Annotated in this window: 26 protein-coding genes; 11 read left to right on the forward strand and 15 right to left on the reverse strand. The window is 52.4% G+C overall.

What is annotated here, in order from left to right:
- Positions 1–154 precede the first annotated feature (154 nt).
- From LCD46_20435 to fis, 11 genes are all read left to right on the forward strand, one after another.
- Positions 155–1,129, forward strand: coding sequence for an oxidoreductase (locus LCD46_20435; GenBank protein ID UOY70369.1), 975 nt, complete (start codon positions 155–157; stop codon positions 1,127–1,129).
- A gap of 77 nt (positions 1,130–1,206) precedes the next feature.
- Positions 1,207–2,208 (forward strand): protein-methionine-sulfoxide reductase catalytic subunit MsrP, encoded by a 1,002-nt coding sequence (gene msrP, locus LCD46_20440; GenBank protein ID UOY70370.1) that lies wholly within the window; start codon positions 1,207–1,209, stop codon positions 2,206–2,208.
- The gene (msrQ, locus tag LCD46_20445) at positions 2,209–2,808 is read left to right on the forward strand and encodes a protein-methionine-sulfoxide reductase heme-binding subunit MsrQ (GenBank protein ID UOY70371.1); all 600 of its coding nucleotides are present in this window, start codon (positions 2,209–2,211) and stop codon (positions 2,806–2,808) included.
- 234 nt (positions 2,809–3,042) lie between these two features.
- A complete protein-coding gene (gene aroQ / locus LCD46_20450) occupies positions 3,043–3,495 on the forward strand; it encodes a type II 3-dehydroquinate dehydratase (protein ID UOY70372.1) in 453 nt (150 codons plus the stop codon).
- A gap of 21 nt (positions 3,496–3,516) precedes the next feature.
- Positions 3,517–3,978, forward strand: a complete 462-nt coding sequence (gene accB / locus LCD46_20455; protein UOY70373.1) for an acetyl-CoA carboxylase biotin carboxyl carrier protein — start codon at positions 3,517–3,519, stop codon at positions 3,976–3,978.
- A gap of 10 nt (positions 3,979–3,988) precedes the next feature.
- The gene (gene accC, locus LCD46_20460; protein ID UOY70374.1) at positions 3,989–5,338 is read left to right on the forward strand and encodes an acetyl-CoA carboxylase biotin carboxylase subunit; all 1,350 of its coding nucleotides are present in this window, start codon (positions 3,989–3,991) and stop codon (positions 5,336–5,338) included.
- 108 nt (positions 5,339–5,446) lie between these two features.
- Positions 5,447–5,689, forward strand: coding sequence for a YhdT family protein (locus LCD46_20465; protein ID UOY70375.1), 243 nt, complete (start codon positions 5,447–5,449; stop codon positions 5,687–5,689).
- Positions 5,679–7,130, forward strand: coding sequence for a sodium/pantothenate symporter (panF, locus tag LCD46_20470; protein ID UOY70376.1), 1,452 nt, complete (start codon positions 5,679–5,681; stop codon positions 7,128–7,130). Before LCD46_20465 ends, panF begins: the two co-directional genes overlap by 11 nt.
- A gap of 11 nt (positions 7,131–7,141) precedes the next feature.
- Complete coding sequence (prmA, locus tag LCD46_20475; GenBank protein ID UOY70377.1) at positions 7,142–8,023, forward strand: 50S ribosomal protein L11 methyltransferase; 882 nt, start codon at positions 7,142–7,144, stop codon at positions 8,021–8,023.
- A gap of 382 nt (positions 8,024–8,405) precedes the next feature.
- Positions 8,406–9,371, forward strand: a complete 966-nt coding sequence (gene dusB, locus LCD46_20480) for a tRNA dihydrouridine synthase DusB (GenBank protein UOY70378.1) — start codon at positions 8,406–8,408, stop codon at positions 9,369–9,371.
- 23 nt (positions 9,372–9,394) lie between these two features.
- Entirely contained in the window at positions 9,395–9,691 is a 297-nt protein-coding gene (gene fis / locus LCD46_20485; protein ID UOY70379.1) for a DNA-binding transcriptional regulator Fis, read from the forward strand.
- Positions 9,692–9,842: 151 nt separating this feature from the next.
- On the opposite strand, the gene LCD46_20490 is transcribed toward fis, so the two are convergent.
- The 15 genes from LCD46_20490 to LCD46_20560 all read right to left on the reverse strand — a co-directional run bounded on the left by LCD46_20490 (position 9,843) and on the right by LCD46_20560 (position 19,550).
- Positions 9,843–9,998, reverse strand: a complete 156-nt coding sequence (locus tag LCD46_20490) for a hypothetical protein (GenBank protein UOY73016.1) — start codon at positions 9,996–9,998, stop codon at positions 9,843–9,845.
- Between the two features lie 41 nt (positions 9,999–10,039).
- A complete protein-coding gene (locus LCD46_20495; GenBank protein UOY70380.1) occupies positions 10,040–10,390 on the reverse strand; it encodes a hypothetical protein in 351 nt (116 codons plus the stop codon).
- Positions 10,387–10,989, reverse strand: a complete 603-nt coding sequence (locus LCD46_20500; GenBank protein UOY70381.1) for a tail assembly protein — start codon at positions 10,987–10,989, stop codon at positions 10,387–10,389. The genes LCD46_20495 and LCD46_20500 overlap by 4 nt, the downstream gene beginning before the upstream one ends.
- Before the next feature lie 13 nt (positions 10,990–11,002).
- Positions 11,003–12,664, reverse strand: a complete 1,662-nt coding sequence (locus LCD46_20505) for a terminase large subunit (protein UOY70382.1) — start codon at positions 12,662–12,664, stop codon at positions 11,003–11,005.
- Positions 12,648–13,004 (reverse strand): phage terminase small subunit P27 family, encoded by a 357-nt coding sequence (locus LCD46_20510; protein ID UOY70383.1) that lies wholly within the window; start codon positions 13,002–13,004, stop codon positions 12,648–12,650. Before LCD46_20510 ends, LCD46_20505 begins: the two co-directional genes overlap by 17 nt.
- A gap of 128 nt (positions 13,005–13,132) precedes the next feature.
- Positions 13,133–13,285: a hypothetical protein gene (locus LCD46_20515; GenBank protein UOY70384.1), complete on the reverse strand. Its 153-nt coding sequence runs from the start codon at positions 13,283–13,285 to the stop codon at positions 13,133–13,135.
- The gene (locus LCD46_20520) at positions 13,278–13,721 is read right to left on the reverse strand and encodes an HNH endonuclease (GenBank protein ID UOY70385.1); all 444 of its coding nucleotides are present in this window, start codon (positions 13,719–13,721) and stop codon (positions 13,278–13,280) included. Before LCD46_20520 ends, LCD46_20515 begins: the two co-directional genes overlap by 8 nt.
- Positions 13,721–14,014 carry a head-tail connector protein gene (locus LCD46_20525; protein ID UOY70386.1) on the reverse strand — a complete coding sequence of 98 codons (294 nt, stop codon included), beginning with the start codon at positions 14,012–14,014 and terminating at the stop codon, positions 13,721–13,723. The genes LCD46_20520 and LCD46_20525 overlap by 1 nt, the downstream gene beginning before the upstream one ends.
- Positions 14,011–14,349 (reverse strand): phage head closure protein, encoded by a 339-nt coding sequence (locus LCD46_20530; protein UOY70387.1) that lies wholly within the window; start codon positions 14,347–14,349, stop codon positions 14,011–14,013. The genes LCD46_20525 and LCD46_20530 overlap by 4 nt, the downstream gene beginning before the upstream one ends.
- A complete protein-coding gene (locus tag LCD46_20535; GenBank protein UOY70388.1) occupies positions 14,346–15,581 on the reverse strand; it encodes a phage portal protein in 1,236 nt (411 codons plus the stop codon). The genes LCD46_20530 and LCD46_20535 overlap by 4 nt, the downstream gene beginning before the upstream one ends.
- 1 nt (position 15,582) lies before the next feature.
- Positions 15,583–16,143 (reverse strand): HK97 family phage prohead protease, encoded by a 561-nt coding sequence (locus LCD46_20540; GenBank protein ID UOY70389.1) that lies wholly within the window; start codon positions 16,141–16,143, stop codon positions 15,583–15,585.
- Between the two features lie 51 nt (positions 16,144–16,194).
- Positions 16,195–17,361 carry a phage major capsid protein gene (locus LCD46_20545; GenBank protein UOY70390.1) on the reverse strand — a complete coding sequence of 389 codons (1,167 nt, stop codon included), beginning with the start codon at positions 17,359–17,361 and terminating at the stop codon, positions 16,195–16,197.
- A 242-nt stretch (positions 17,362–17,603) separates the two neighbouring features.
- Entirely contained in the window at positions 17,604–18,086 is a 483-nt protein-coding gene (locus LCD46_20550; protein ID UOY70391.1) for a hypothetical protein, read from the reverse strand.
- 1 nt (position 18,087) lies between these two features.
- The gene (locus tag LCD46_20555; protein ID UOY70392.1) at positions 18,088–19,149 is read right to left on the reverse strand and encodes a hypothetical protein; all 1,062 of its coding nucleotides are present in this window, start codon (positions 19,147–19,149) and stop codon (positions 18,088–18,090) included.
- A gap of 140 nt (positions 19,150–19,289) precedes the next feature.
- Entirely contained in the window at positions 19,290–19,550 is a 261-nt protein-coding gene (locus tag LCD46_20560; protein ID UOY70393.1) for a hypothetical protein, read from the reverse strand.
- Positions 19,551–19,655: the final 105 nt, after the last annotated feature.

The raw sequence follows: 19,655 nt of genomic DNA on the forward strand, positions 1-19,655 counted from the left end.
GTAGCGAGTAAGCGCTAACTTGCATTTCAAATGCGGCATACTATCAAATCGGCTGTAACTGGCAATTTATTGCGTTAAATCGACATTGCTTTTCCCTGAGCGAGTATAGTCTTCAGAAATTATTTTCCAATCATCCGAGTCATGAGGACCCCGTATGCAGGCTTTGATCTTAGAACAGCAGGACGGCAAAACGCTTGCCTCAGTGCAACCCGTTGAAAAGAGTCGCTTACCGGAAGGCGAAGTCACCGTCGACATCGACTGGTCCAGTTTAAATTATAAAGATGCACTGGCTATCACCGGCAAAGGGAAAATCATCCGAAATTTCCCTATGGTACCCGGTATTGATTTTGCTGGCCGGGTTCATACCAGCGAAGATCCGCGTTTCCATACCGGCCAGCAGGTATTGCTCACCGGCTGGGGCGTAGGTGAAAACCACTGGGGTGGTCTGGCAACGCAGGCGCGTGTTAAGGGTGACTGGCTGGTCCCCATGCCGAAGGGGATGGATGGCCGCAAAGCAATGATCATTGGTACAGCAGGCTTTACCGCCATGCTGTGCGTGATGGCGCTGGAAGATGCGGGCATCCGCCCGGAATCGGGTGAAATTGTCGTGACCGGCGCCAGCGGTGGCGTGGGTAGCACAGCAGTCACGCTGCTGCACAAACTGGGTTATCAGGTCGCCGCTGTTTCTGGTCGTGAAAGCACCCACGATTACCTGCGCCAGCTCGGCGCTAACCGCATACTTGGCCGCGACGAGTTTGCCGAAACCCGCCCACTGGAAAAACAGGTGTGGGCAGGGGCGGTGGATACCGTCGGTGACAAAGTGTTGGCGAAAGTGCTGGCGCAGATGAATTATGGCGGCTGCGTGGCAGCTTGCGGTCTGGCAGGAGGATTTGCCCTGCCAACGACGGTGATGCCATTCATTTTGCGTAACGTTCGCCTGCAGGGGATCGATTCCGTGATGACGCCAGCGGCCCGTCGTCATGAAGCCTGGGAACGCCTGGTGCGCGATCTGCCTGAATCCTTCTATACCCAGAGCGCAACGGAAATTAGCCTCAGCCAGGCACCGGAATATGCCAGTAAGATCATGGACAACCAGTTCCACGGTCGCGCGCTGGTGAAAATTGCCTAATCTTCAAATTTTCGTGACATATTCGCGCGAATCCTTCTCCTCCGTCATGCTTAGAAAAACGCATGACGGAGGATGCCATGAAAAATAGAAAACTGACGGAAGCCGACGTAACGTCTGAATCTGTCTTTATGTTACAGCGCCGCCAGATCCTGAAAATGCTTGGTATCAGCGCTACCGCACTGACGCTTTCCCCAACGGCACACGCCGACCTGCTCGACTGGTTTAAAGGCAACGACAGGCCGAAAGCCCCTTCCGGCGCACCACTCACCTTTACCAAACCGGCCCAGTGGCAAAACACGTTGACGCTCACACCGGAAGATAAAGTCACCGGCTATAACAACTTCTACGAATTCGGCCTCGACAAGGCCGATCCTGCCGCCAATGCGGGAAGCCTCAAAACCGATCCGTGGACGTTGAAAATTGAAGGTGAAGTGGCAAAACCCCTGACGCTGGACCATCACGAACTCACCACCCGCTTCCCGCTCGAAGAGCGTATCTACCGCATGCGGTGTGTGGAAGCCTGGTCGATGGTGGTGCCGTGGATCGGCTTCCCGCTGCATAAACTGCTGGCAATGGCGGAGCCCACCAGCAACGCAAAATATGTCGCTTTCCAGACGCGTTATGCTCCTGACGAGATGCCTGGGCAGAAAGACCGGTTTATCGGCGGCGGGCTTGATTATCCTTATGTAGAAGGGTTACGCCTCGACGAAGCGATGCATCCGCTTACCCTGCTGACCGTTGGCGTTTACGGCAAAGCGCTTCCACCGCAAAACGGTGCCCCCATTCGTTTAACCGTACCGTGGAAATATGGTTTCAAAGGGATTAAATCTATTGTCAGCATTAAGCTCACCCGCGAACGTCCGCCAACCACCTGGAATCTGGCCGCACCGGGCGAATACGGTTTCTTCGCCAATGTGAACCCGCATGTGGATCATCCACGCTGGTCGCAGGCAACCGAGCGTTTTATCGGTTCCGGCGGTGCGCTGGACGTGAAGCGCCAACCGACGCTGCTGTTTAACGGTTATGCGGATGAAGTGGCTTCACTTTACCGTGGTCTCAATTTACGGGAGAACTTCTGAGTGCGTTTAACGGCAAAGCAGATAACCTGGCTGAAAGTGCTGCTCCACTTAGCCGGGTTGCTTCCTTTCATCTGGCTGTTCTGGGCCGTCAGCCAGGGACTCTTTAGTGCCGACCCGGCAAAGGATATCCAGCACTTTACGGGTAGGATGGCTCTGAAATTCTTGCTGGCAACCTTGCTCGTCTCGCCGCTGGCGCGCTACGCTAAACAACCATTATTGATACGAACTCGTCGGCTTTTGGGGCTATGGTGTTTTGCCTGGGCGACGCTGCATCTCACCAGCTACGCCCTACTGGAACTGGGAATTAACAATCTGACACTGCTTGGCCGTGAACTGGTGACGCGTCCTTATCTGACGCTGGGTATCGTGAGCTGGCTGGTTTTACTGGCGCTAGCACTGACATCCACGCAGTATGCGCAGCGAAAACTGGGCAGGCGCTGGCAACTTCTGCACAACTTCGTCTATCTTGTCGCGATCCTCGCACCCATTCATTATCTATGGTCGGTGAAGATCCTCTCGCCCCAGCCAATCCTGTATGCGCTGGCGGCCGTGGCGCTTTTAGCATGGCGTTACAAAAAGTTCCGCCAGTGGTTGCGATAGTTCGCGAAACTGTGCGTTTTCCCGCAGATTACCCGTCAACCGCAAATCTTTTTCGGATAGCGGTTGATAATCTTCCCTGATAAGACCAGTATTTAGCTGCCAAATGCTACGAAATCGTTATAATGTGCGACTTTGGTTCCCCCGACAGCAGGTTTAGGCCTCTGAAAAGGTGACAATTGCGTTTCGAAGGTATATTTTGTTTTTTACCGGAAAATCGCAGGAGATAGCAGCACAATGGCTGATAAATTCCATATCTTAGTTTTAAACGGACCGAACCTGAACATGCTCGGTACCCGCGAGCCTGAGAAGTACGGCACGCTGACATTGGGTGAAATTGTTAACCGTCTGGGAACGGAAGCCGCGTCGCTCAATGTGGATTTGGATCATTTTCAGTCAAACGCGGAGTACGCACTCATCGACCGTATTCATCAGGCTAAAGACAATGTGGACTATATCCTGATCAATCCGGCCGCGTTTACGCACACCAGTGTTGCTATCCGCGACGCACTGCTCGCTGTGAGTATCCCGTTTATCGAGATCCACCTGAGTAACGTGCACGCCCGAGAGCCGTTCCGCCACCATTCGTATCTGTCGGATATCGCTGCCGGCGTTATCTGCGGACTGGGTGCTGACGGCTATTCATACGCTTTACAGACAGCGGTAAAACGCTTGTCACAATCAAACTAAACAAGAGTACGGAACCCACTCATGGATATTCGTAAGATTAAAAAACTGATCGAGCTGGTTGAAGAATCAGGCATCTCCGAACTGGAAATTTCTGAAGGCGAAGAGTCTGTACGCATCAGCCGTGCAGCACCAGCCGCTAGCTTCCCGGTAATGCAGCAAGCTTATGCTGCGCCAGTGCAGCAGCCTGCGCTTTCCGCAGCCGTTGCGCCAGCAGCTGAAGCCGCACCTGCAGCTGCAGCAGAAATCAGTGGTCACATCGTACGTTCCCCAATGGTTGGTACTTTCTACCGCACCCCGAGCCCGGACGCGAAGGCGTTCATCGAAGTGGGTCAGAAAGTCAACGTAGGCGATACCCTGTGCATCGTTGAAGCGATGAAAATGATGAACCAGATCGAAGCAGACAAATCAGGTACTGTGAAAGCGATTCTGGTCGAAAGTGGTCAGCCGGTTGAATTTGACGAGCCGCTGGTCGTCATCGAGTAACGAGGCGAACATGCTGGATAAAATTGTTATCGCCAACCGCGGCGAGATCGCACTGCGTATTCTTCGTGCCTGTAAAGAACTGGGCATCAAGACTGTCGCTGTGCACTCAAGCGCGGATCGCGATTTAAAACACGTATTGCTGGCGGATGAGACGGTCTGTATTGGCCCGGCTCCGTCCGTAAAAAGCTATCTGAACATCCCGGCTATCATCAGCGCCGCTGAAATCACCGGCGCGGTGGCAATTCATCCGGGTTACGGCTTCCTCTCTGAGAATGCCAACTTTGCTGAGCAGGTTGAACGCTCTGGCTTTATCTTCATCGGCCCGAAAGCTGACACCATTCGCCTGATGGGCGACAAAGTGTCTGCCATCACCGCAATGAAAAAAGCCGGTGTTCCAACCGTACCAGGTTCTGACGGCCCTCTGACCGACGATATGGATGCTAACCGTGCTCATGCTAAACGCATTGGCTACCCGGTGATCATCAAGGCGTCCGGCGGCGGCGGCGGTCGCGGTATGCGCGTTGTGCGCAGCGACGCTGAACTGGCTCAGTCCATCTCCATGACCAAAGCTGAAGCGAAAGCCGCTTTCAGCAACGACATGGTGTACATGGAAAAATACCTGGAAAACCCACGCCACATCGAAATTCAGGTGCTGGCTGACGGTCAGGGTAACGCAATCTATCTGGCAGAACGTGACTGTTCCATGCAGCGTCGTCACCAGAAAGTGGTCGAAGAAGCACCCGCACCGGGTATTACCCCGGAACTGCGTCGCTACATCGGCGAGCGTTGCTCCAAGGCGTGTGTCGATATCGGCTATCGCGGTGCAGGTACCTTCGAGTTCCTGTTCGAAAACGGCGAGTTCTACTTCATTGAGATGAACACCCGTATTCAGGTTGAACACCCGGTTACCGAAATGATCACCGGCGTTGACCTGATCAAAGAACAGCTGCGTATCGCTGCAGGCCAGCCGCTGTCCATCAAGCAGGAAGAAGTTGTGGTGAAAGGCCATGCGGTAGAATGCCGTATCAACGCCGAAGACCCGAACACCTTCCTGCCAAGCCCGGGTAAAATCACGCGTTTCCACGCGCCGGGTGGCTTTGGTGTCCGCTGGGAGTCGCATATCTACGCTGGTTACACCGTACCGCCGTACTATGACTCAATGATCGGCAAGCTTATCTGCTACGGCGAAAACCGTGACGTGGCGATTGCCCGCATGAAAAATGCCCTGCAGGAGCTGATCATCGACGGTATCAAAACCAACGTTGATCTGCAGATGCGTATCATGAGCGACGAGCACTTCCAGAATGGTGGAACCAACATCCACTATCTGGAGAAGAAACTCGGTCTGAACGAGAAGTAATACAGCATCTTTGCGAAAAGGCCGGATTATCCGGCCTTTTTTATTTCTGGGGCCTGGAAAGCCTCATCATGTACAATCCCCGCTTTCTTCATCCACAAGGGACAAAAAATGGACAAACGTTTTGTTCAGGCCCATAAAGAAGCGCGCTGGGCGCTGTGGCTGACCCTTCTTTATCTCGCAGCATGGTTAGTAACCGCTTACTTACCAGATTCAACAGCAGGTATTACCGGCCTGCCGCACTGGTTTGAAATGGCGTGCCTGCTGGTACCACTGATTTTCATTCTCCTCAGTTGGTTTATGGTGCGCTTTATCTTCCGCGATTTCCCGCTGGAGGATAGTGATGCAAACTGAAATCATCACCGTGCTGGTTGTCTATTTGATCGTCGTGTTTGGCCTCTCTTTCTATGCCATGCGCAAACGCAGTACCGGATCGTTTCTGAGCGAATATTTCCTCGGCAGCCGTTCGATGGGCGGGTTTGTGCTGGCGATGACGCTGACCGCGACTTACGTGAGCGCCAGTTCGTTTATCGGCGGGCCAGGAGCCGCATACAAATATGGCCTGGGCTGGGTATTACTGGCCATGATTCAGGTGCCCACCATCTGGTTGTCGCTGGGCGTTCTGGGCAAAAAATTTGCCATCCTTGCCCGTCGCTATAACGCCATAACGCTGAACGACATGCTGCAGGCACGTTATCAAAGCCGCGCGGTGGTCTGGATTGCCAGTATCAGCCTGATTGTCGCCTTCGTTGGCGCCATTGCCGTTCAGTTTATTGGCGGCGCGCGCCTGCTGGAAACGGCAGCGGGTATCAAGTACGAGACTGGCTTGCTCATCTTCGGGATCACGATTGCGCTGTACACCGCGTTTGGCGGTTTCCGCGCCAGCGTGCTGAACGACACGATGCAGGGCATGGTGATGTTGATAGGCACTCTGGTGCTGCTGGTTGGCGTCATCTACGCGGCAGGCGGTTTACACAATGCGGTAGAAACGCTTGAGCAGATTGACCCGAAACTGGTCAGCCCCCACGGTGCTGATGATATTCTGACGCCCGCGTTTATGACCTCCTTCTGGGTGCTGGTCTGCTTTGGCGTGATCGGTTTGCCGCACACCGCCGTGCGCTGTATCTCCTATAAAGACAGCAAAGCCGTTCATCGGGGGATTGTGATTGGTACCGTCGTTGTCGCCCTTCTGATGCTGGGTATGCATCTGGCGGGCGCGCTCGGACGGGCCGTATTACCTCACCTGACCGTGCCGGATCAGGTGATCCCAACGCTGATGGTACAGGTTCTGCCGCCGTGGGCCGCCGGGCTGTTCCTTGCGGCACCGATGGCAGCGATCATGTCCAACGTTAACGCGCACCTGCTTCAGGCTTCCGCCACCATCATCAAAGATCTGTGGCTTAGCGCGCGTCCGGCTAAAATGCATAATGAGCAGAAGCTGAAACGAATCTCAACCTGGACCACGCTGGTGCTCGGCATTCTGATGATGCTCGCCGCATGGCGTCCGCCTGAGATGATCATCTGGCTGAACCTGCTGGCATTTGGTGGGCTTGAAGCTGTATTCCTGTGGCCGCTGGTGTTAGGGCTCTACTGGGAACGTGCAAACGCGGCGGGCGCGCTGAGCGGCATGATTGTCGGCGGTGTGCTGTATGCCGTCCTCGCAACGTTTAAGATTCAGTACCTGGGCTTCCATCCGATTGTGCCTTCGTTACTGCTAAGTTTACTGGCGTTTGTGGTGGGAAACCGTTTTGGTCAGCCCGTCCCACAACCCGCTATGATTTCTACTGATAAATAAAGAGTTTTGCCATGCCGTGGATCCAACTAAAACTGAATACAACTGGCGCAAACGCCGAAGAGCTGAGCGATGCGTTGATGGAGGCCGGCTCGGTTTCCATCACCTTCCAGGACACGCATGACACGCCTGTCTTCGAGCCACTGCCGGGCGAAACCCGCCTGTGGGGTGATACCGACGTTATTGGCCTGTTTGATGCCGAAACCGACATGAAAGAAGTCGTCGCAATTCTGGAAAACCATCCTCTGCTCGGCGTGGGTTTTGTGCACAAAATCGAACAGCTGGAAGACAAAGACTGGGAACGCGAGTGGATGGATAACTTCCACCCTATGCAGTTCGGCAAACGTCTGTGGATCTGCCCAAGCTGGCGCGACGTTCCGGATGAGAACGCGGTTAACGTGATGCTTGATCCGGGCCTGGCATTTGGTACCGGCACTCACCCAACCACCTCCCTGTGCCTGCAGTGGCTGGATGGTCTGGATCTGGACGGCAAGACGGTGATCGACTTCGGTTGCGGATCCGGGATCCTGGCCATTGCGGCACTGAAACTGGGTGCAGCAAAAGCCATCGGGATCGATATCGATCCGCAGGCCATTCAGGCCAGCCGTGATAACGCCGAGCGTAACGGTGTCTCCGATCGTCTGGAACTGTATCTGCCGGATGCGCAGCCAGAAGCCATGAAAGCCGATGTGGTGGTCGCAAACATTCTGGCAGGCCCATTACGCGAACTGGCTCCGTTAATCAGCGTGCTGCCCGTTGAGGGCGGTCTGCTTGGACTTTCGGGTATCCTGGCAAGCCAGGCGGACAGCGTTTGCGAAGCCTATGCCGATCTCTTTGCGCTCGACCCGGTGGTGGAGAAAGAAGAGTGGTGTCGTATTACCGGCCGTAAAAAATAAGCCCCGGGCGTGGTCATCAGGCCACGCCTTATCTCGTTTTGCTGCATAAAACCGCCTCCCTCGTCTCTGAATATCTTGTTCTAAAATGAGAGCCAGATCTCAAAGATGGCGGTAAAACTGTTGCTAAAAACAGCAGATTATCCCGCTTCAGCGAGACATTTATTCAGAAATGATGAGAAGTTACGGGAAATTGTAAGCGTACATAAAACAAGCATTATCGCATAACACAATGATTTACATGGTGAATAATTTTTAACAGAGCGATTGAGCGGCGATTCCTTGATCTACAACAGAGGATTGTTCAAAGTTTGGCCTTTCATCTCGTGCGAAAAATGCGTAATATACGCCGCCTTGCAGTCACAGTATGGTCATTTCTTAACTCATGCGCATCGGACACCACCAGCTTAGAAATCGCCTGATCGCAGCCCCTATGGCAGGTATTACAGACCGGCCGTTCAGGACGCTGTGCTATGAGATGGGAGCCGGTTTAACCGTATCCGAGATGATGTCGTCTAACCCGCAGGTATGGGAAAGCGATAAATCCCGCCTTCGGATGGTGCACATTGATGAACCAGGTATCCGCACCGTGCAAATTGCCGGAAGCGTGCCTGAAGAGATGGCAGATGCCGCGCGTATTAACGTGGAAAGTGGTGCCCAGATTATTGATATCAATATGGGTTGCCCGGCCAAAAAAGTGAATCGCAAGCTTGCAGGTTCAGCCCTTCTGCAATACCCCGACCAGGTGAAATCTATCCTGACGGCGGTTGTCAGCGCAGTGGACGTTCCTGTTACGTTGAAGATTCGCACGGGTTGGTCGCCGGAACACCGTAACTGTGTAGAGATTGCCCAACTGGCCGAAGACTGTGGCATTCAGGCCCTGACCATTCATGGACGCACTCGCGCCTGTTTGTTCAATGGTGAAGCTGAATACGACAGCATTCGGGCAGTTAAGCAGAAAGTTTCCATTCCGATTATCGCGAATGGCGACATAACTGACCCGCTTAAAGCCAGGGCTGTACTCGACTATACGGGAGCTGATGCTCTGATGATAGGACGTGCAGCTCAGGGAAGACCCTGGATCTTCCGGGAAATCCAGCATTATCTGGACACTGGGGAGCTGCTTGCCCCGCTGCCTCTGGCAGAGGTTAAGCGCTTGCTTTGTTCGCATGTTCGGGAACTGCATGACCACTACGGTCAGGCAAAAGGGTACCGAATTGCGCGTAAACACGTCTCCTGGTATCTCCAGGAGCACGCTCCAGATGACCAGTTTCGGCGCACATTCAACGCCATAGAGGATGCCAGCGAACAGCTGGAGGCGTTGGAGGCATACTTCGAAAATCTTGCGTAATGAAATAAAGAGCTGACAGAACTATGTTCGAACAACGCGTAAATTCTGACGTACTGACCGTTTCTACCGTTAACTCTCAGGACCAGGTAACTCAAAAGCCCCTGCGTGACTCGGTTAAACAGGCACTGAAGAACTATTTTGCTCAACTGAACGGTCAGGATGTTAATGACCTGTATGAGCTGGTACTGGCTGAAGTTGAACAGCCACTGTTGGACATGGTGATGCAATACACCCGCGGTAACCAAACCCGCGCTGCGCTGATGATGGGTATCAACCGTGGTACTCTGCGTAAGAAACTGAAAAAATACGGCATGAACTGATACTAATCAGTTAAATGCTTGTTTAAAAAGGCGCTCTTCGGCATGGGGAAGCGCCTTTTTTATTTGTGTTTATACATATGTTTATACACGTTGGCTCGCACAAATAAAAAAGCACCAGAACATAGTCCAGTGCTTTGATTGGTTGGGTTCATCACCTTGGCCTTTCCGGCTTTCTCCATTGATACGGTTCGGCATCCATCCTTTGCCGGAGGCGTTCTTTCGCAGCCAAGCAAGTGGCAACGCGATTACGCACCATAAGACGATCTCGCCCGTTGAGTTCATGACCCTGCAACTCAGCCGCTACCATTATTGCTTTCTCTAATACTGTCCGATCCAGCATACAAACCCTCAGTTAATTGACTGGCTGTAACCTGCGAAGAGCTGCGCATTTACCGTCAGCACTTCTTTCATATGCTCATACCATCCGGCAAAAATAGCCTCATCGGTTCCCGGGTAGCCTGCCAGAAAGCACATCAGAATATCGTCGGTGAGTTTGTCCTGCTGATCCCAGTCAACAATGAACTGTCTAAACAGAGCGTAAGCCTTAGCTGGGTCTCTGTTCTGCCACGTTTCCACAACGATCTCGAAAGGAGGAACGGTGTAAGTTACCTCCACTGGTAATGGCTCGTATTTCGTCGGTATCAATACCTCTCGGGTAAATACCTCACCTTCCGGCCAGAGTTGCACCTGATTTGTCAAAGCTGATCCTCCACATAGATACCCGCCGATATGATTGCACCGCCGATACGGCGCTTACCGTAAAGCAATGGTACCGGATAGCCCTGCGCGGCAGTATTAGTAACGCCACCAAACGCATACGAGGCTTTATTATCGGCACTTTGTTTGCTGGCTAAACCCGTAGGTTGAGGTGATAGCATCTGAACAACACCGCCCAAGGCCATCGCTGCGCCAAATTTATAGAAAAATGGTGAAGCTGCTGCCCAGGGTGTAAAACTCAGCACAGCCCCCACTGCAATTAGCGCAGCGCCGAGAATTGTTTGCAGTACGCCAGCTTTTTTGCTCCCGATTATGACGGGAACAATTCGAATAGTCCTGTTGCCGTTCGGAAAATCGAGATCATCCTGAGTAACGTTCTTTTTGTCCACGAATACAGCGAACGTTAGCCCTCGGGCTTTGCTGGTATTCATGAATTTCTGAAAGCCGGGAATGGTGGCGGATAACGCAGTAAACGCCTCACGTGTCGGGCCAATAAGCCGCTGGTGAGTACGGCCAAAAAGTTTAGCCAGCGAGCCGCTCAGAAGGATCGTGCTCATGGTTTCATGGTTTGCTGTATTCATAGTTTTACTCCAGTCAGATACCGTTAAATGTCGCCAGCCGTTGTTTGTGGCTGTCGCTCATATCGAAAGCAAAATCCTCATGCTCAGCCTGGAAGGTGCCGAACGCCATCAGCGCAGATACCGCAGGGTCTATCTTGTTAGAGGATTTCTTTTTGTTGGGCTTAATGTTGGCGTTAGCGTCGGACTCCATCACCACGTTTCCAATTGCCCAGGCCAGAACCGGATCGCCACGATGACGCACCACCTTACGGTTAACGAATACCTCAAATGATTTCGCCACCGGACTGAATTTGAGATAGGTTTGCGGGAACGGCTCCACATCAAGCCCCGCCCCCTGTAGCTGGGTGCGCAGGTGCGTGGCGTTCCACGTATCGAAACCCACCAGCCTGATATTGAAGATTTCAGCGTCGCGCAGAATATCGTCACGGATGCGGTCATAGTCGATGCAGTCGCCGGGCGTGGTGCGTATCCATCCCGCTTTTACCCACTGGCGGTAGATGGCGCGGTTTTTGTTGGCGACGTTAAGTAGCTGGGCTTCCGGCAGATAATGACGGGTCAGCAGGCGGATCTCCCTGTCGAACGGGAAAGCGTAACTCACGCTGGTGATGTCGCTGGTAGAGGACAGGTCAAACCCGGCGTAGCACTCCATTCCGGCCAGATCGTCTTCGTTATAGTCGAGCGCACAGGCATCCCATGCACCGGCGCCCATCCACGGCGTGGAGCCCTGACACCAGATATTGAAACGTTTGGTCAGCATTTCCACCCATTGCGACGGTATGCCCCGCGCTTTCTGGATTGTGGATTCCAGTTTCGCCGCGTCAACGGACACATGCAGGTTAGGGTTGGCCTTGATCCACATCTCAGGCTGCTCAACCTCGCTTTCGTCGTCCAGCTCGTAGATCAGGACAAACAGCGAATCGTTGCTCTCTTCCCCGGCAAGAATCTGGCAGCAGTAGTCGTAATGCTGTTTACAGGCGGAGACAACGTTACTCCCGGCGGTCGTGATGGCGAACAAAATCGCCTCAGGACGTGCGCCCATACCCAGCTCAAGCGCGGAATAAACGCCGTTATCCGGGTGAAGGTGGTATTCATCGACAATTGCCAGGCTGGGGTTAGTCCCCTCAATGGTGGCCGCTTTCGCCGCCAGCGGCTTTAACAGGCTGTTGCTCTTCGGGAAAATGACCTTATGCGCCTGGATATTGACGCGCTTTTTCAGCGGTTTTGACAGCAGGCACATCTGGCGGGCATCGTCGAACACGATTCGGGCCTGATCCCGGCTTACCGCCGCCGTGTAGATATCCTGCTGGCCCTTCTCCATTACCAGAAACCAGTTAGCCAGCATGGCGGCCACGGTGGATTTTGCATTCTTGCGTGGCACTTCAATAAAGGCACTGCTGTACTTCCGGCGGCCTGACTCCCTGACCTTAAAGCCCAGCAGGTTAGCAAAGGCGAACTGCTGCCAGGGCTCAAGCTCGATAGGCTGGCCCCGCAGCGGGCCTTTGACGTGTGGACAGAGCCGGGAGAAGGCAATAAACCGCTCCACGGTCGCCGTATCGAACTCATAACGGGGGTCATTCAGGTCTGAAAAGTACCTCTCGACGGCCTGTTTTACGCGCTTACATGCCGGAATTTCACCCGATTTAATGGCGTTTGCGTAATCATTCCAGACGGTCAAGCTCGTCCTCCTCTTCCGTTTCTACCGGATTGCGGCGGCGGCTTACCGGATCAAAGCCCAGCAGCGACGACATTTTTATAAGAATTTTTTCGGCATCCGCTTTTGCGCTCAGTGCCGGATTCCGGCTCTCACCGCCCTGGCTGTTCACTATGCTGAATCCCCGCGTGGCAAGGTCTTCCACGGCTTTGCGGTACATCGAGTAATTGACGCAGTACAGCTCAAGGTTGTTCCAGTCGGCAGGCGTCAGATCACCACGCTCCGCCAGCTGCTTCGCCTTCGCTTTCCACTGCTGCGCCGCGATTTCATCAAGATAGGCGGGCGGTTTGGGTGGTCTTGCCATAACTTACTGTTTTCCTGTCTGTTTTATTTTCAAAAAAATCACCGTGCGTAAAAATTTGAGGGGGCGGGTGGTGCCTTGCGGCTGGGGTTTTGTCCTGAAAACCTCCCCCACCCCATCCATGCGGCCTGTCAGCGGTTGCGGAAGCATTGCATCACCTCCCGCTCACGTTCGCTCATGCGCTTCACTGGCTGGCGCTCATTGCGTCTGGTGCGGGTCTGCATAAAGCCATCACGGCATCGGGCCAGCGACTGATACAGATTCACCACGTCTTTCTCATTCATCGCTTGCCTCATACATCCAGTTATTGCGCTGTGCTGCCCGCTCTTCCTGCTCGATGTAGAGCCCTGCTTTGCGGTTGGCTTTGGTAATGGGGTCTTGCTGCGTGGTCTTCTGGTTATGATGCATTTGGCATAACGGCTGGTGATTCCACTCAGGCCAGAACAGAACATCACCACCACCATTGATAGGGATGATGTGATCGACAATCTTTGCAGGAACGTAGAGGCCCAGCTTCTGGCACTCAACACAAAGGGGGTGACGTTTCAGATACTGAGCGCGGTACTTCTCCCATGAGGCTGAGTAGCCACGGGCGCGACGGTGGCCGCGTCTGGCATCCTGTTCCCGCCACGCTTCCCGCTTATGCTCGTCGCACTTACCGGACTTCACCCGCTTATTGCATCCCGGCTCTGTGCACCGGCGCATTGGCTGCCATGGCATCAGTACACCCCCACATCACGATAGACAGACCACAGCGCAGAGATAGCCAGCGGAACCTCTTTCGACTCAGCATCGGCAATCATCGTGCGGTACTCGTACAGCTGAGAGACGTACATCAGGCAACCAATCTTGATAGCCGGGGTAAACTCCAGCCCGTTATCAAACCGCTTGCCGATATGCTTCTGGCAGACCTCCAGCGCCGCATCGATGTACGCCTGAATCAGCGCATCCTCCTCTGAGCCATCAACACGACAATGCAGCTTTGCTTCAGCCAGGGTGATTTCAGTAGTCATTTCTCGGTCCCCTGTTTGCATAGAATCTCAAGGCGCGTCATACCTGAGTCCGGTATGGGCGGCCCGATAATGTTGAGCGTCGCCCCGGCAAACGGGCCAGTCAGCACCTTAAGGCGGTTGGCGGCGGTAATATCGCGGCGGAATCGCACCCAGACGCGGATCGTTGCTTCGGCAACCTCAGCACCAGCCGCTACCAGTTCACGACCGCTGATCCCCTTAACCTCAGCCCAGATAGTTTCCCCGTCTTCCCAGGTCTGAATAACCTGACCAGATGGATCTCTGTGAGTAGTGAATACCCGGATTGTTAGCCGGTTTCTCAGTCCCCCGGCTCTCATGCGTCACCTTCCTTGCCGTCCTTACTGATCTTCACTTCCTGCTTCCATGCCTGGCTGAACTCGTCACCACCTTCACGCGGCGGCATCCCCTCACGCTCACGGGCTTCGTTCGGGTTCATGATCCCGTTCTTGATGCCGCGCTCATAAGTGGCGTAGCGTTCGGTTGGCGTGGCACGGAGAAGGTCAGCGGAGTCAAACTCCACCTGATAACGGGTTCCCGGAACAGGAGAGGCCACCAGCAGCGCAGATTTGATTTGTTGTTCGAAATTCGCCAGCCACGGGCGCATCGTCATGGTGAGAAAGGCGCGGCTCGCTTCGCTGAAGTTGCTGTAGGTGCTGTTGCTGTATTCCTGCAGGAAGATAGGCGACACGTTGAACATGCGGGCAATGTCTTCAATGGTGAAGCGACGGGAGGCCAGCCACTCGGCATCCTGATTACTCATGCCAAGCTGCTTGTAGTCCATCCCACCTTCAAGGATCGGCACTTTCCCTGCATTTTTAGCGCCTTTGTAGCGATCCAGCGCATCCATAGCCTGCTTGCCCTTCACGCTGTCGAGATACTCAGCTGTGGTTATGACTCCCGCCGCCATCATGCCATCTTTCATAATGCTGGCACCGTGGCGCTGTTGGGCCAGACCTAACCCCAGCGCCTCACGGCAGATGGAGATCGGGGAGCGCCCCAGAAAGCCATCATCGGTGGAGTAACGCAGGTGCAGAATCTCTTCCTGCAGGTAGGTGCGCACAGCCCCGGTAAACGGCTCGGTAACGGTATATTTGTACTTATGCTGGCCGATACGCTCAGGAACAACCGCCCCCGGCGCATACGGATGCAGGGATTGCGGCTGACCGTCGCGCCCCCACTGGATCACCGCATAGGCGTTACCGTTCAGCAGACAATGGCGCATCATCGTGCGTTTAAACTGATAAGGCGTCTGGCAGTCGTTCGGCTGCTCGTTCAGGAGAAAATCCACCGGGTGATTACTCAGCCACTCCCGCGCCTCGCGACCATTATCATTACGGACGCGATAGAGGTAGCAGGGCATTGTCGCCACAGCCTCACTAATAACTGACACGGCGTTCATCACCGCAGGCAGAGATTCCGCAGTACCAGCAGACACATACTCGCCTGATCCGGTATTTGGAATCCCTGCCATCGCCAGCCACTCATCAATGGTCATACTGCGCTGTTCGGAGGGTTCAGACTTACGGCCAAACGGCCAGATATTCCACATATCAGAGCCCCGCTAATTCAGCCCAGCGGCGACGGTTATCGCCAGCGCGGCGCAGTTCAGGATGTTGGGAGAAAAGCGAACGGTGCGCGATTTCCACGCCAGACTCAGGATAGGCAGGCATAGAGGTAACGGTAATCTCCCGCAGTTCGGCGGCTGTGACTGTGCGCAGATATGGAGACTGAGCAATATCCCACGCCTCTTTCAGCGCACGGAAACCGAAGCTCATGCCGGAGATATCCCCGCGCTCCACCAGCTCCAGCACATCGTTGCCAAGCTGGGTATTCGGCGGGGTCAGTTCGAAACGAAGCCCGGTATCATCTTCGGACAGTACCAGCGTGCCGGACTTGGTACGCCCCAGCAGTTGGGTATAGTTATGCTCATACAGCGCACGCACATCACTACCGGATGCCAGGCTGTCTTTAAATGCTCCCGGCGCAAACTGCTCGCGGAACTCATCCCAGATAACTTCTGACAGACTGTTCCAGCGCACGGCATAGCCCACCAGCTTTTTGTTGCTGGCACTCACTTCGGAAGTACGGATTTCAAAATCGGTTGTTTTCATTACTGGACTCCACAGAGGGCAAAAAGGGGCCGAAGCCCCTTAAACGTCAAATCAGGAACCGGAGCCGGAAAGCTCAAGCACCTTGATGGCGTTGGAGTCCACCACGCCGCCGCCCAGGTATTTATCGGTATGCACCTTGTAGAAACCCGGTTCAGTGATGTTGTCGGGGCGGGTACGTACGCCAGTGGTGTGATCCACGATGAAATAGCCGCGCTTGAAGTCGCCAACCGCGAGGAACGCTTTACCTGCCTCCGCATCCGGCATGGTTTCCAGATACTGAACAGGACGGCCCAGCAGAGTATCGGGGGAACCGGCAACCAGACGATCGCGCCAGATGTAATCCCCGTTGCCGTTTTTCAGCTTTTGCAGTTTGGCGGCGGTGTTGGAATTCATCACCCATACGGCGTTCTTGCGGTATTTGGCTTTCAGCTTATACAGCAGGTCGATCAGGCCATCAGAGGAAACGTCAGCCGCTTCCATCTTCTCCAGCGTACCGAACGGACGGGTTTTGTCGGCAGTGGCCGCGCGAGGGTAAGACAGGAAGCCTTTGGATTTTTTATCACCGTCGCCGTTCACAAAGTCGCTTTCTTCGGTCGCGGTGAAGGTGTCGGCAATTTCAGAAGACAGCCAGCCCAAAATATCCACCTCGGAGAAGTCGAGAATCTCCTGAGTGGTTTTCGGGTAGGCGTAGATCGGGTTGAGTTTGATATCAACGCGCTCCATCTTCGGCGTACTGGTTTCGGTACGTGCCTCACCTTCGGTACCACGATTAACGGTAGTGCCGCCCACAGATACCAGCTTCTGGTATTCGTTGGTTTTGGTCGTCTTCACCGTTGCGATGGAGCGCATCACGCTATCATCCTGCAACTGGCGCATAATCTCTTTGTCCAGCTCAGGGATAACGGTATAGCCGCCGTCAGCCTGCACCAGCGTGGAGAGAGAGCGGGTATCACCTGTCATGATATAGTGGCGCAGCTCGTTGTTGCTTACTGGCTCACCTTCGACGGAAGTACCAGGCAGATTGCGCTGATCGTCGGCGACGGCTTCAAGGCGGGTGATTTCAACTTCAAGCGCATCAGCCTGTGCGCGGAGTTCGTCGAACTTTTTGCCCTCTTCTTCGTTCAGGCTGCGCTTTTCGGTGTCGGCTTTGTCCAGCATGGAACGCATCTGTGTTTTGAGTGCGGCTTTCTGCTGGCGTAATTCGAGTAGTTTCTTCATGGAGTGGTTTCCGTAACAATTAACGTTGAGACGTGAAACCAGCGCTTGGAGGGGAGGCCGTTAAATCTTTTTCTGCCTCTCGCAGGCTGTACTCGCTACAGCTTGACTTAACGGCCAGTGGCGGCTCACGTCTGAGTGCCACTCTTCAAGATATACATGAAAAATATAAAGAAAACCCCCATCAGAGACAGGGGTAATCACGGGTAAACATGAGTACAAATAATTTACAAATCTTTTGTAAGTTACATTTTGCGGTGTTTCTCATCCTGTTCACGACGAACCAATTTAGCTTTGAAATTTGTAACTTCGTTCATCAATGAATAAATGATAAAGATTGTAAAAACTGTAACCCCAAGCAGCCCACCTGATATTATTAGAGTTATTTTTTTAAATAATTGCCCACCGTCGCCAATCATCATAGATATGCCAACAAAGATAGCCGAAAGAAAATAAAAGACTATACAAGTAAATAACCTACCACGTTTCAAATCAACTATATAAAAAAGCCGCCTAGCTTCATCGCCATTTAATTGCTGGCTTTCTTTCAAATCGCTTAATTTATAAATCGCTTGCAAGCAGTAAGCTAAAGGAAGGACTAAAACCGCAATGATTGGGGAAGGCGCAGTCAACTTATCCACACCGAAATGATGGATAAGGCCGAATAGACACAATGCTCCTATCAAAAAAGACAGGATAGTGAATATAAATGTACTTAACACCTTCATATTACCCCCTATTGTCTATTTCTCCATTAAGTATGTTTGCAGACAACCATTTAAACATTTTAAGATATAAGTCATCTTCTGACAACAAACCTTCATGAACTTGGACATTTAGAGAATCAGAAAGTTTCAGTTCTTTACCCGTTATAATTCCACCATTTTTGAGCTCTACCCTAACGCTATCATTATCAAGATCTCGCAAGGAGCTGGCGATAGTATCCAGTACGAACTGACCGCTGCCTGTGGTAGTTCGATTATAGCTTATCTCAAGTTTAACATTAAGATTCGCTTCATCCAGTGAATCGTCGAGATCTAATTTACTAGCCCAACCATCGCCCAGAACTGTATCAAGAATTTTAGTTCCTATTCCAGCAGGCTTAAATTGTACTGTTTTAGATTCGAGACGCTGAATTTCTCTTTTTGCCGCTTCTTTATCTCTTTTGGGATTGAGTTGTAATTGTTCACTTTCTATAGGAGAACGCCCTAACACCACACTCTTAACCGGGGATTCCTCTAATTTTTTCACTATAGAGTTTGCAGGCTTGTCCTTAAAAATTATGGAAGTAACGCCTGTTGTAGATAATGTATTATTGGCAAACAGGTTATTTACATGCTGCTCAAACTCTTTTGTTCTCAATGCGGCAGACTGGACAATTAAGACATGATTCTTATAAACCCCAAAATAAAGAATAGATTCTACAAACTCTTTTTCCGTCCCTTTATCGCCTTTACGCTTCTTAAGCGATGCGGTTGTTATAGGATCTATTTTATAAGCTTGGGCATTATCTTCCATCGTTATAGTTGCTTGGGTTTTACCAGGTTCGAAGAGTAAAAACTGCCCGAAGAAAATACTTTCGTAATGCTGGCTTTTATTAATGAGGTGAAATCCAGCAGACGGATCATTAGGGTCTATTTGCTCTTTTCTGCTAGATGCTAATTCATAAGCACCGCCTTCACCCAAGGCTTCCTCTAAAATAGATTGCAGATATTGCTTTGAACCACCAATCACCGCCCTTTTATAATGAACAGTTCTTCTTTTGTATGTTGTAGGTTCTTGTGTAGTCATCTAAGATCCTTAATTTCTTTCAATAGAATGCTAATAATTCAACATGAATTTAAATTGTAAATCCCAGCCCTTAAGATAACTCAAGAACAACATAAATCAATCATCAAAGCACAGAACAACACTGCATATGCTTAAGGCTGCTATTTCCCACTCATCCATTCTGGAGGGGCAGGCAATAGAGCCCGGTATCCTTCTAGATGCTCCAGCAAGGCATCCAGCTGTTCTGTATTCGTAACGAGTCGTTCTCCGGAAAGCGTGTGCATCACAAAACCGTGTGGGTCATCCCAAAAGAACGCTTCCTCTTCAAGGGCTTTACGGTAATCGGCAGTGTGCATTGTATCAAGACTGGTTAAACCAAACTTTTCCAGGTGTTCCCTGCGTTCCTCATTAGTGATTGGCATGTAGCCCCTCCTTTAAAATTTAAAAATATGCGTTTAAGTGTTCACCTGTTCACCTTTGCATTTTTTCTATTTAAATTCATTCGGTTACAGGGTGAAGACTATTAT

It is taken from the genome of Enterobacter ludwigii (assembly GCA_023023105.1).
GTDB classification, from domain to species: domain Bacteria; phylum Pseudomonadota; class Gammaproteobacteria; order Enterobacterales; family Enterobacteriaceae; genus Enterobacter; species Enterobacter adelaidei.